The 12,295-nt window shown below is 59.3% G+C and carries 9 protein-coding genes; 4 read left to right on the top strand and 5 right to left on the bottom strand.

What is annotated here, in order from left to right:
- Positions 1–4 precede the first annotated feature (4 nt).
- Positions 5–2,662, top strand: coding sequence for an aminopeptidase N (gene pepN / locus EL257_RS16030; RefSeq protein ID WP_126364244.1), 2,658 nt, complete (start codon positions 5–7; stop codon positions 2,660–2,662).
- Between the two features lie 214 nt (positions 2,663–2,876).
- On the opposite strand, the gene katG is transcribed toward pepN, so the two are convergent.
- Positions 2,877–5,153 (bottom strand): catalase/peroxidase HPI, encoded by a 2,277-nt coding sequence (gene katG, locus EL257_RS16025; protein WP_126364242.1) that lies wholly within the window; start codon positions 5,151–5,153, stop codon positions 2,877–2,879.
- A 170-nt stretch (positions 5,154–5,323) separates the two neighbouring features.
- On the bottom strand, positions 5,324–7,534 hold the full coding sequence (locus tag EL257_RS16020; protein ID WP_126364240.1) for an LTA synthase family protein: 2,211 nt from the start codon (positions 7,532–7,534) through the stop codon (positions 5,324–5,326).
- A 263-nt stretch (positions 7,535–7,797) separates the two neighbouring features.
- Between EL257_RS16020 and EL257_RS16015 the strand changes: the two genes are divergently transcribed.
- Positions 7,798–8,814: an ABC transporter substrate-binding protein gene (locus tag EL257_RS16015; RefSeq protein ID WP_126364238.1), complete on the top strand. Its 1,017-nt coding sequence runs from the start codon at positions 7,798–7,800 to the stop codon at positions 8,812–8,814.
- A gap of 148 nt (positions 8,815–8,962) precedes the next feature.
- On the opposite strand, the gene EL257_RS16010 is transcribed toward EL257_RS16015, so the two are convergent.
- Positions 8,963–9,442 carry a copper chaperone PCu(A)C gene (locus EL257_RS16010; RefSeq protein WP_126364236.1) on the bottom strand — a complete coding sequence of 160 codons (480 nt, stop codon included), beginning with the start codon at positions 9,440–9,442 and terminating at the stop codon, positions 8,963–8,965.
- A complete protein-coding gene (locus EL257_RS16005) occupies positions 9,442–10,047 on the bottom strand; it encodes an SCO family protein (protein ID WP_126364234.1) in 606 nt (201 codons plus the stop codon). Before EL257_RS16005 ends, EL257_RS16010 begins: the two co-directional genes overlap by 1 nt.
- Before the next feature lie 266 nt (positions 10,048–10,313).
- Between EL257_RS16005 and EL257_RS16000 the strand changes: the two genes are divergently transcribed.
- Complete coding sequence (locus EL257_RS16000) at positions 10,314–10,541, top strand: PLD nuclease N-terminal domain-containing protein (RefSeq protein WP_126364232.1); 228 nt, start codon at positions 10,314–10,316, stop codon at positions 10,539–10,541.
- 7 nt (positions 10,542–10,548) lie between these two features.
- Here EL257_RS16000 and EL257_RS15995 read toward each other — a convergent pair whose 3' ends face one another.
- The gene (locus EL257_RS15995; protein WP_126364230.1) at positions 10,549–10,833 is read right to left on the bottom strand and encodes a hypothetical protein; all 285 of its coding nucleotides are present in this window, start codon (positions 10,831–10,833) and stop codon (positions 10,549–10,551) included.
- Positions 10,834–11,106: 273 nt separating this feature from the next.
- On the opposite strand from EL257_RS15995, the gene EL257_RS15990 reads away from it, so the two are divergent.
- Positions 11,107–12,270 (top strand): zinc-dependent alcohol dehydrogenase, encoded by a 1,164-nt coding sequence (locus EL257_RS15990; RefSeq protein WP_126364228.1) that lies wholly within the window; start codon positions 11,107–11,109, stop codon positions 12,268–12,270.
- The last annotated feature ends 25 nt before the right edge of the window (positions 12,271–12,295 follow it).

The following is a 12,295-nucleotide window of genomic DNA, read 5'->3' as shown; positions in this document are numbered from 1 at the left end:
CAGCATGCGCACCGAACAACCGAAGATGATCTACCTCAAGGACTATCAGGCGCCCGAGTACCTGATCGACGAAACGCACCTGACCTTCGAGTTGTTCGAGGACCACAGCCTGGTTCACGCGCAACTGGTGATGCGCCGCAACCCCGAGCGTGGCGCCGGCCTGCCGCCGCTGGTACTCGACGGCCAGCAACTGGAGCTGCTGTCGGTGGCGCTGGCGGACCAGCAACTGAGCGCGGCGGACTATCAGGTTTCCGACAGCCACCTGACCCTGCACCCGACCAGCGAAACGTTCACCCTCGACACTAGCGTGCGCATCCACCCGGAGACCAATACCGCGCTGGAAGGCCTGTACAAATCCGGCACCATGTTCTGCACCCAGTGCGAGGCCGAGGGCTTTCGCAAGATCACCTATTACCTCGATCGTCCGGACGTGATGAGCAAGTTCACCACCACGGTCGTGGCCGAACAGCACAGCTATCCGGTGCTGCTCTCCAATGGCAACCCGATCGCCTCGGGCCCTGGCGAAGACGGCCGGCACTGGGCGACCTGGGAAGACCCGTTCAAGAAACCGGCCTATCTGTTTGCGTTGGTCGCCGGTGATTTGTGGTGCGTAGAAGACACCTTCACCACCATGAATCAGCGCACCGTCGCGCTGCGCATCTATGTCGAGCCGGAAAACATCGACAAGTGCCAGCACGCGATGAACAGCCTGAAGAAGTCGATGCGCTGGGACGAAGAGGTCTACGGGCGCGAATACGATCTGGACATCTTCATGATCGTCGCGGTCAACGACTTCAACATGGGCGCGATGGAGAACAAAGGCCTCAACATCTTCAACTCCAGCGCCGTACTGGCCCGCGCCGAAACCGCGACTGATGCGGCACACCAGCGCGTCGAGGCGATCGTCGCCCACGAGTACTTCCACAACTGGTCGGGCAACCGTGTGACCTGCCGCGACTGGTTCCAGTTGTCGCTCAAGGAAGGCTTCACAGTGTTCCGCGATGCCGGTTTCTCTTCGGACATGAACTCGGCCACGGTCAAGCGCATTCAGGATGTCGCTTACCTGCGCACCCATCAATTCGCCGAAGATGCCGGACCGATGGCGCATGCCGTGCGCCCGGACAGCTTCATCGAGATTTCCAACTTCTACACCCTGACCGTGTACGAAAAAGGTTCGGAAGTGGTCGGCATGATCCACACGCTGCTTGGCGCCGAAGGTTTCCGCAAGGGCAGCGATCTGTACTTCGAACGCCATGACGGCCAAGCGGTGACCTGTGATGACTTCATCAAGGCGATGGAAGATGCCAACGGCGTCGACCTGACCCAGTTCAAGCGCTGGTACAGCCAGGCCGGCACGCCGCGTCTGGCGGTGAGCGAGTCTTACGATGCCGCGGCGAAAACCTACAGCCTGACCTTCCGCCAGAGCTGCCCGGAAACCCCGGACAAAGTGGAAAAGCTGCCGTTCGTGATTCCGGTCGAACTCGGCCTGCTCGACAGCCAGGGCAACGAAATCGCCCTGCGCCTGAGTAGTGAAGCGTCGGCGCAGGGCACCACCCGGGTGATCTCGGTGACCGAGGCCGAGCAGACGTTCACCTTTCTCGACATTAACGAGCAGCCGCTGCCATCGCTGCTGCGCGGATTCTCCGCGCCGGTGAAACTGAGCTTCCCGTACAACCGCGATCAGCTGATGTTTCTTATGCAGCACGACAGCGACGGCTTCAACCGCTGGGATGCTGGTCAGCAACTGTCGGTGCAGGTACTGCAGGAACTGATCGGCCAGCAGCAGAAGGGCGAAAGCCTGCAACTCGACCCGCGTTTGGTGTCGGCGTTGCGCACGGTCTTGTCGGATGAGTCGCTGGATCAGGCGATGGTGGCAGAAATGCTTTCGCTGCCGGGTGAAGCGTATCTCACCGAGATCAGTGAAGTGGCTGACGTCGAGGCGATCCACATCGCTCGCGAGTTTGCCCGCAAGCAATTGGCGGAAGGTCTGTTTGAGGCGCTGTGGCTGCGTTATCAGGCCAACCGCGACCTGTCGAAGAAAACCCCATACGTGGCCGAGGCCGAGCACTTCGCCCGCCGCGCGCTGCAGAACATTGCTTTGTCGTACCTGATGCTCAGCGGCAAGCCGGAAGTACTGGCGGCGGCGCTGGAGCAATTCGAAAGTGCCGACAACATGACCGAGCGTCTGACTGCGCTGGCGGTGTTGGTCAACTCGCCATTCGAAGAGCAGAAAGCCCTCGCGCTGGCGAGTTTCGCCGAACACTTCAAGGACAATCCGCTGGTCATGGATCAGTGGTTCAGCGTCCAGGCCGGCAGTACGTTGCCGGGCGGGCTGGAGCGGGTGAAGGCGTTGATGCAGCACCCGGCGTTCAATATCAAGAACCCGAACAAGGTGCGGGCGCTGATCGGTGCGTTTGCCGGGCAGAATCTAATCAACTTCCATGCGGCAGATGGTTCGGGTTATCGCTTCCTTGCGGATCTGGTGATCGAACTCAACGGCTTCAACCCACAAATCGCCTCGCGCCAACTGGCGCCGTTGACCCGCTGGCGCAAATACGACAGCGCGCGTCAGGCATTGATGAAGGGTGAGCTGGAGCGGATTCTGGCGTCGGGGTCGTTGTCCAGCGATGTGTATGAAGTGGTGAGCAAGAGCTTGGCCTAACCCGATCAAATGTAGGAGCTGTCGAGTGCAACGAGGCTGCGATCTGTTGATTTTGAAGATAAAAAGATCGCAGCGTGCCGCAGCTCCTACAGGGGCGGTGTGTTTTTTCAGCTTCTCAGGCAGTGCCCTGTAGGAGCTGTCGAGTGCAACGAGGCTGCGATCTGTTGATTTTGAAGATCAAAAGATCGCAGCGTTCCGCAGCTCCTACAGGGGGTCAGCCTCTTAGATCAAACCGATCCAGACTCATCACCTTCGTCCACGCTTTGACGAAATCATTAACGAACTGTGTCTTCGCGTCCGCGCTGGCATAGACTTCGGCCAATGCGCGCAGTTGGGCATTGGAGCCAAACACCAGATCCACCCGGGTCGCCGTCCATTTCGCTGTCCCGGTCTTGCGATCACGTCCCTCGAACTCATCGGCATCCCGTGACGTCGGCGTCCACTCGACACCCATGTCCAGCAAATGGGTGAAGAAATCATTGCTCAGCGTGTCGGTTTTATCGGTGAAGACACCATGCCTGGTCTGCCCGACATTGGTATTCAACACCCGCAAGCCACCCAGCAGCACGGTCATTTCCGGCGCCGTGAGGGTGAGCAATTGCGCCTTGTCGATCAGCAATGTTTCAGCGGCAACCGTGTATTTGCCTTTGCTGTAGTTGCGGAAGCCATCGGCGATCGGTTCGAGGAAGCCGAACGATTCGACGTCGGTTTGCTCTTGCGAAGCATCGACGCGGCCCGGTGAGAATGGCACCGACACCGAGTGCCCGGCGTTTTGCGCCGCTTTTTCGATACCGGCATTGCCGGCCAGCACGATCAGGTCTGCCAGCGAGATCTTCTTGCCACCCGCTGCCGCGCCATTGAACTCGTTCTGAATGCCTTCCAGCGTACTCAGCACCTTGTCCAATTGCTCGGGTTGGTTGGCCTGCCAGAACTTCTGCGGCGCCAGACGCAAACGCCCGCCGTTGGCGCCGCCGCGCTTGTCTGAGCCTCGGAAGGTCGAAGCGGCCGCCCACGCGGTCGAGACCAGTTGCGATACCGATAGCCCCGAGGCGAGTACTTTGTTCTTCAACGCCGAGGCATCGCTGTCATCGATCAGCGGGTGCGTCACGTCGGGCAGCGGGTCTTGCCAAAGCAACTCCTCTTGCGGCAATTCCGGGCCAAGGTAACGGGAGAGGGGGCCCATGTCACGGTGGATCAGCTTGTACCAGGCGCGAGCAAAGGCGTCGGCGAGTTGATCGGGATTGGCGAGGAAGCGCCGCGAGATCTGTTCATACGCCGGGTCGAAACGCAACGCCAGATCGGACGTGAGCATGGTCGGCGAGAGTTTTTTGTTCGGATCGTGTGCATGGGGGACGGTGCCGGCACCGGCGCCGTTTTTCGGTTGCCACTGATTGGCGCCCGCAGGACTTTTGGTCAGCTCCCACTCGAAACCGAACAGGTTTTCCAGATAGTTATTGCTCCATTGCGTCGGCGTAGTGGTCCAGGTGACTTCGAGGCCGCTGGTGATGGTGTCGGCGCCCTTGCCGGTGCCGAAGGTGTTTTTCCAGCCCAGACCTTGCTGCTCCAGGCCCGCCGCTTCTGGCTCGGCGCCGACATTGTCAGCAGGGCCGGCGCCGTGGGTTTTGCCGAAGGCATGGCCGCCGGCAATCAGCGCCACAGTTTCTTCATCGTTCATGGCCATGCGGCCGAAGGTTTCGCGGATGTCTTTGGCGGATGCGACCGGGTCCGGGTTGCCTTCAGGGCCTTCGGGGTTCACGTAGATCAGACCCATCTGCACCGCGGCGAGAGGATTTTCCAGATTGCGCTCACCTTGATCGGTGCGACTTTCCTCGCGGCCATGCAGATCCGGTTCCGCCACCAGCGTGCCGTCGCCGGGCTCTTGCACCGGGCCATTGCTCTTGCCATAGCGATTATCGCCGCCCAGCCACTCGGTTTCCGAGCCCCAGTAAACGTCTTCATCCGGTTCCCAGACATCGGCGCGGCCACCGGAAAAACCGAAGGTCTTGAAGCCCATGGATTCCAGCGCGACGTTGCCGGTGAGCACGATCAGATCGGCCCAGGAAATATTGCGGCCATATTTCTGCTTGATCGGCCACAGCAGGCGCCGTGCTTTATCGAGGCTGACGTTGTCCGGCCAACTGTTAAGCGGCGCAAAGCGTTGCTGGCCTGAACCAGCGCCGCCACGGCCGTCGGCGGTGCGATAGGTTCCGGCACTGTGCCAGGCCATGCGCACGAACAGCGGGCCGTAGTGGCCGAAGTCAGCCGGCCACCAGTCCTGGGAGTCGGTCATCAGCGCTTTGATGTCTTGTTTCAGAGCTTGGAAGTCGAGGCTTTTGAAGGCTTTGGCGTAGTCGAAGTCCTGGCCCAGCGGGTCCGACTTGGGTGAGTGCTGGCTGAGGATTTTCAGGTTGAGTGCATTCGGCCACCAGTCACGGTTTGTCGTACCACCACCGGCGGCGTGGTTGAACGGGCATTTCGATTCGTTTGCCATGTTCGGGTCCCTATCAGGTCGTCTACGGCCGGCTCGTGCCGACTTCGGACTGGTAAGGCTAGACCCGAGTTGGCAAGTCAGCTAATAGCCCGACTATTGGACACCGATAGGCAAACTCTCTCATGGCGCAATGCAAGAGCGGCCCCAGAGTGCGGCAGCTCCTGCATGGGTTAGCTGGATTGGGCGGCGTCGTCCTCGGGTACTTCGTCGAGGATGTCGTCCTGACCAGGCAATTGGGTGATGACGCTGAAGTCGGTGACTTCGACCGCGCCCTGGCCATAACCCAACAAGTGGAAGGAGAACGCTTTGCGCGGTTGCGGATTGTCGAAGCTGAAATCCATCTCCAGGGGTTGATCGGCCGTGGCGACCATCTCCGCCGGCAACCCGAGTTGCACGTCCTGTTCGAATTCTTTGGCCTTGAGCTGGATGTACGCGGCTTGCTGCGGATCGACTGAACGCACGGTCAAACGCACGCGAGTGTGCGAGCCCTTGGGCATCTCCAGATATTGCGCGCCGATCAGGTTGTCGGCCCAGTCATCCTTGATCTGCGCTCGCAGCGGGATGATGTTGGTGCTGCCGAACTGGTAACGATGATTAAGCGGGGTGCGCAGCAACGACAGATCCAGTGCATCGGCTCGCGCGGCAATCTGCCGGGCCGGGTGACCGCTGTAGTTGCCTTTGTAGATGGCGCTGTCGGCGATGAAGCCGGGGCTTTCGTAGTAGCGGCAGCGGCGCGGCATATCGCACTCGGAGAAAATCCCCTGACCGTTGTGATAGCGCAGCTTGCCGTTGGTGAACGACATGATCTCGCGCCCGCTGTCGTAGTCGCGGAACAGCGAACGCCCACTGAGCGCGGAGGGCACCGGGAGGTCGAAGTAATCGAGGATCGATGTGCTCAGATCGACATGGCCATAGACCCCTTTGTTAAGCCGCGGCAGCTGTTCGTGCTCTGGCGCCAGCGTCAGGTTGAAACCCCACGAAGAGGCCAGACGCACGCCATCGATGCCGTGAGACTCGTCGGAGGTGATGATCACCAAAGTGTTTTTCAATAGACCTTGACGTTCGAGGCCACTGAGAAACCGATCCAGCGCATCATCGAGATAGCCCACGGCGGCTTTCTTCGGCGTTTCATAGCGTTGCAGATAGTCTTCCGGCGCGGAGTAGGGTTGATGCGTGCCCACGGTCAACAAGGTCAGCATCCACGGCTGTTTTTGTTTTTTCAGTTGGCCGACATAGTCCAGCGCGCCTTCGAAAAACGCCTTGTCATCCTTGCCCCATGGAAATTCCAGATAGTTGCTGTTGGTGAACCATTCCACGCCATGCGTGGCATCGAAACCGATGTGCGGCATGATTTTGTCTTTGGCCATGAAGCGTAGACCGGCGCCTTGCAGGTAATGGGTGCTGAAGCCATGATCACGCAGCTGCGCCGGCAGGCAGGCCTGATTGCGATCGTTGAGGGTGAGCATTTCCACGCCTTTGGGCGTGCCATTGTTGAGCTTGTCGTAATCGCCGCAGAGCATCGCGTACAAGCCGCGAATGGTCTGGTGGGTGTGCAAGACGTAATCCGGCGTATTCATGCCGCGCTCGGCCCAGCGGCTGAGGTTGGGCATCAGGTCTTCATGATAGCGGCTGCCGATGGCCTCGCGATTGGCACGAATGTAGGCGCCGGGGATGCCCTCCAGCGCGATAATCAGCACGTTGCGCGCCTGACCCGGCGCGGTCAGCAAGGACTGGCCGTTGAGGTCAACGTCAGTAAGTCCCGCCATCGCAGGCGCCGGCTCTTCGACATCGCCATCGAGCCATTCCTCGGCCTGAATCTGCAGATCGGCGACCTCGGCGGCGAGCAACTGGTGGGGCAGGTTGTACTGGCGCCAAGGGTCTTCTTCGCTAGGCCATTGGTTCTGCATGGCCCAATGCGCGGCGAACAACACCAGCGGCACGCTCCAGAGTGTGCGGGGCAGGGAGGTGCGCGGCGTTCCACGCGCGGTCAGTTGGGTCAGTAGCCAAAACGCGAGGGCGAAAAACAGCGTAATGCCGATGGCCGGGTGAGCGAGGCCGCCACCGGCGGAGTTCTCCACGAACTGCGGGTCGATCAGGTAATGGAAGTCGGAAGGCGTCGGCAATCGGCCTACCGCACTGACGAGTTCAGCTGTCGCTATGGCCAACAGCGCCCAGAACAGCAGTACCGGCAGCGCCAGCCACCACGCGCGGCGATGCAATACCACCAACAGCAAGCTGCCGACAGCCAGATCCGACAGATACCCTGCCGGCGTCGACCAACCTAATGCCGCACGCAGGCAGACCGGCACGATCAGCACCAGAAATACTAGAGAGAACAGGCGGCCATGGGGCTGTCGTAACCGATGAAAAAGAGCGCTCACAAAAAAAAGACCTTCCAGCCATTAAATCGTCATAAAAGTGTGGGCGATGATACCAAGGGTGGGGGCTCGGAATGTTCTGAAAATGTTTGAATGGTGTTGCGTCGCGACGACGCTGAAATCGCTTGCAGGGCAAGCTCCCACCGGAGGCCCGGATCATGCCCACATCGGCGTGCTATGCATATTCCATAAAGATATTTAATTTCTATTTTTTATAGCGATAGAGTCGGGCTTTTCAGCACACCACTTTCTGCTGCGAGGTTGTCATGGCCACACCGTTCAAACGTTCCGCACTGACTCTGTTGGCCGCGTCTCTGGCAGCGAGTGCGCTGTTCAGCACTGGCGCGCAGGCTGAAGGCGAGATCAGCATCGCCCAGCAATTCGGCATCGGTTATCTGATTCTCGATGTGGTGCGCGATCAGCAGCTTATCGAGAAGCACGGCAAGGCCCAGGGTCTGGACATCAAGGTCGACTGGAACAGCATCTCCGGCGCCACCGCGATGAATGAAGCATTGCTCACCGGTTCCCTCGATGTAGTCTCGGCGGGTGTGCCACCGATGCTGACGGTGTGGGATCGGACCAAGGGCAAGCAGAACGTCAAAGCCATCGCCGCGCTCGGTTCGATGCCTAACTATTTGCTGACCAATAATCCGGACATCAAGACGTTCAAGGATTTCAGCGACAAGGATCGCATTGCCGTGCCAGCAGCGGGCGTGGGCTTCCAGTCACGCACCTTGCAGATCGAAACTGCCAAGCAATTCGGCGATGAGCAATACAAGAAGTTCGACAACATCTCGGTCAGCCTCCCGCACCCCGATGCCACGGCGGCGCTGATTGCCGGCGGTTCGGAGATCAACTCACACTTTTCCAGCCCGCCGTTCCAATACCAGGCACTGCAGAATCCCAAGGTGCACAAAGTCTTGAGCTCCTACGACATTCTCGGCGGTCAGGCGACGTTCAATGTGCTTTACACCACGGAGAAATTCCACGATGAAAACCCGAAAACCTACAAGGCGTTCTACGACGCCCTGACCGAAGCCGAAGAGATCATCAAGGCCGACAAACCCGCTGCGGCCCAGGCTTACATTCGCGTCGAGCAGTCGAAGTTACCGCTGGCGCTGGTCGAACAAATCGTCAAGGACCCGGAAATCGATTTCACGGTCGTACCGCAGCGCACGTTCATTTATGCCGAAAAACTGCAGGAACTTGGCGTACTGAAAAACAAGGCGGGCAGCTGGAAGGATTACTTCTTTGAAGAGGCACACAGCGGCTCGGGTAGCTGAGGCAGAGAGATTTGCAGGGATGACCCGCCAGAGCGTGCCCAGAGCATTGCCGGGTAACGGTTGAGCAGGCGGGATACGTTAAATGAAGCTCAATGAAAAGGGCGGCTTGATCATCAAGCCGCCCTTTGTTGTTTAAGACCGTCAGCGATCAATGCATCTTGCTGTGATCGTGGCCTTCCATATTCGTAAGCGCGCGAACCGGTGCTTTGACCTCGATGGTTTCTTTCTCGCCCTTGGCGTTTTCCACGGTCAGGGTCAGTGGCACGCTGTCGCCTTCTTTCAACTGAGCCGTCAGGCCCATCAGCATCACGTGGTAACCGTTCGGATCCAGCTTGACGGCTTTGCCCGCCGGCAGCTCGACGAACTTCACCGGGCCCATGCTCATGACGTCGTTCTTCATGGTCATTTCGTGAATCTGCACGTCCTTCGCCACCGGGGTAGCAACACTGAGCAATTTGCTGTCGCTATCGGCGGTGACGGTCATGAATGCGCCGCTGGCGGTCTGGGTCGGCACGGTGGCACGCACCCAGGCGTCGTCGATCCGAGTCTGCGCCGACGCTTGAAACGCCAGGCCCATCAGTGACAGAGCCAGCGCGGCGCGTTTGATCTTGTTGCAAATTGGATGCATCAGCAAACCTCCATAACGGTGAGCAAATCTTCCGTGCATTCTTCTGCCGAAAGTGAAGTGGACAGGCCCAGGCGCAGACCGCCGCGGGAGTCGTACACGTAACTGGTGGACGTGTGCGAGATGGTATAGGTGTCGCCGGCCGGGACTTTCTCGTAGAACACGTCGAATTCCTTGGCGGTGGCCTTGGTTTCCTCAACCGTGCCGTACAGCGCAACGAAGCTTGGATCGAACGCTTTCATGTAGGCGTCGAGGATTTGCGGCGTATCGCGTTCTGGGTCGAGGGTGATGAAAATCACCTGCAAGCGATCGCCGTCCCTGCCCATCAGTTTCTTGATTTTCGCCGCGCGGGCGAGCGTGGTCGGGCAGACCGCCGGGCATTGCGTGAAGCCGAAGAAAATCATCGGCATCATGCCGCGAAAGCTCGACAGCGACATGGTTTCGCCGTCGGTATTCTTCAGCTTGAAGGTGCGGCCGAGGATCTTGTCGCTCAGATCCTTGCCGTATTTATACGACAGTTCGCCACGGGTATCGCAGCCGGCAAGCAGGCCGAGACCGAGTACGCCCATTCCCGCAAGCACTTTGCGCCGAGTCAACAAAGCCGTCATCTGATACCGCCCTTTGCAGCCCGTCAGCCGGTACGACTGGCGGGGGGTTAACCGTAAAAGCGGCGCATGATACCAAACTGAGACCAGACGACGGCCGCGGATCGCCGCGCGGCGTCGGACAGCGCGACAAAAGGTGTAAGTAAAAATGACATGAGCCTGCCGACGCGGTGGTTCTGGCGAGGCGTCACAAGCTCGGCGGTGGAATTTTTTTGAACGCGCTCAAGGGCTCGTTGCTCAATTGATTACCCACTACGGAGGATTGCGCCATGAACGAAGCCACCAGTTATTTCTCGATAGGTGTCGCTGTGATCATTCTGCTGGTCGACCTGTGGGCGATCATCAGCGTGTTTCGCAGCCAGAAGTCGGTTGGCACCAAAGCCGCCTGGGCGATCGGCCTGATCGTCTTCCCGGTGCTGGGCCTGATCGTCTGGGGCATCGCCGGCCCTCGCGGGATCAAGGAAGGGCCGTCGTCTCCCGAGCACAGCAAAGGCTGACGACGCGTTATCGCTGACGCCGGCGCAGCGCCATGAAGGCTTGAAATGCTTCGGTGCGTTTGGCGTCGGCGCTGGCTTTGGCCTCGTTGAAATGCTCCCAGGTGGCGGCGTTTCGGCTGCTTTCATCAAAGAGTCGGTAGGCGATTTCCTCAAGCCTGTCCGCTTCGAAAAACAACGCGTTGATCCGTGCAGGCTCGTCGTCCTCGGAGGATGTAAATGAGTCGGTCGATGTGGTTGAAATCATGATGACGCCTCCTTTGCAGCTTTCTGCGGCCGTTTCACGCGGCTTCACTCATGCGATTGAGATCGGTCTGTAAGCCGAAACGGCGGATTCCGGTTCTATTACTAATAGCCAAAGGAGTCGGTTGCCGCTGGAAAAATTCAACGTAATTGCTGAGCGGATGGTTTTTCGCCGAGCAGCATCAGGATCAATAAATCGCTGCGTTCGGCGGTTCATGCAGGGCCGGATTACCATTTGTCCGGAGCGAGGTTTTTTTGATGAAACCTTGGGCCTGCTGCGCGTTTCCACTTAATTAGAACCCTTGATTCGTGCGGAGGTGGAACCATGAAAGCCGTTGTATTTCACGCAGTAGGCGACATCCGCCTGGACGAAGTGCCGGAGCCGACGTTGCAAGCGCCGACGGACGCCATCGTGCGGATCACCGCATCGGCGATCTGCGGTACCGATCTGCACTTCATCCGTGGCAGCGCGCCCGATATGCAGCCCGGAACGATTCTCGGCCATGAGGCGGTCGGCATCGTTGAGGCGCTCGGCGAAGACGTGCGCAATTTGCAGATCGGCGACCGTGTGTTGATTCCCTCGACCATCGCCTGCGGTAATTGCTCGTACTGCCGCGCCGGTTATTTCGCCCAATGCGACGTTGCCAACCCCAACGGCAAAACCGCCGGCACGTCATTCTTCGGCGGGCCCAAAAACACCGGCCCGTTCAATGGCCTGCAGGCGGAAAAGGCGCGCATTCCCTTCGCACACATCGGCTTGATCAAACTGCCGCCGGAGATTACTGACGACCAGGCCATTGCCATGTCGGACATCTTTCCCACCGCCTGGTTTGGCGCGGAAATGGCGCAGATCAAGGATGGCGACACCGTGGCCGTGCTCGGTTGTGGCCCGGTCGGTCTGTTCGCGATCGTCAGCGCCAGATTGATGGGAGCGGGCAGGGTATTCGCCATCGACTGCCTCGACGACCGCCTCGCTCGGGCACGTGAGCTCGGGGCAGAATGCATCAATTTCGACAAGGAGGATCCGGTCAAGACCATCGCGCGTCTGACGGCCGATATCGGCGTCGACTGCGCCATCGATGCCGTGGGTATCGACGCCGATCATGCGCATGATCACGGCCAGCAGCGTTCGCAATGGCAGCCGGGCGACGAGCCTTCCCAAGCGCTGCAGTGGGCCGTCGAATGCGTGGCCAAGGCTGGCACGATTTCCATCATCGGTGTCTATCCGGCAGGGTTCGACAGCTTCCCGATCGGCGCGGCGATGAACAAGAATATCCGCATCAACATGGGCAACTGTCACCACCGCAAATACATTCCCAAACTGATCGAGATGACCCTCGCCGGGCGCGTCGACCCGTCACGGATCCTGACCCAGGACGAGCCGCTCACGGACGCGATCTCGGCGTTCAAAGCCTTTGACACCCATCAATCGGGCTGGATCAAGGTCAAGCTCGAACCCGGCGCCAACGGTTCGACTGCAAACGATTAAGCAAAGGCGACGTCGTTGCCGAAGC

The organism is Pseudomonas fluorescens, from assembly GCF_900636825.1.
Lineage (GTDB): Bacteria > Pseudomonadota > Gammaproteobacteria > Pseudomonadales > Pseudomonadaceae > Aquipseudomonas > Aquipseudomonas fluorescens_BG.
This window is presented reverse-complemented; position numbering and strand designations above follow the sequence as displayed.

Coding starts and splice junctions, on each gene's coding strand:
- EL257_RS16015 (WP_126364238.1), top strand. CDS start 7,798: ATGGCCACACCGTTCAAACGTTCCGCACTGACTCTGTTGGCCGCGTCT.
- pepN (WP_126364244.1), top strand. CDS start 5: ATGCGCACCGAACAACCGAAGATGATCTACCTCAAGGACTATCAGGCG.
- EL257_RS15990 (WP_126364228.1), top strand. CDS start 11,107: ATGAAAGCCGTTGTATTTCACGCAGTAGGCGACATCCGCCTGGACGAA.
- EL257_RS16000 (WP_126364232.1), top strand. CDS start 10,314: ATGAACGAAGCCACCAGTTATTTCTCGATAGGTGTCGCTGTGATCATT.
- EL257_RS16010 (WP_126364236.1), bottom strand. CDS start 9,442: ATGCATCCAATTTGCAACAAGATCAAACGCGCCGCGCTGGCTCTGTCA.
- katG (WP_126364242.1), bottom strand. CDS start 5,153: ATGGCAAACGAATCGAAATGCCCGTTCAACCACGCCGCCGGTGGTGGT.
- EL257_RS16005 (WP_126364234.1), bottom strand. CDS start 10,047: ATGACGGCTTTGTTGACTCGGCGCAAAGTGCTTGCGGGAATGGGCGTA.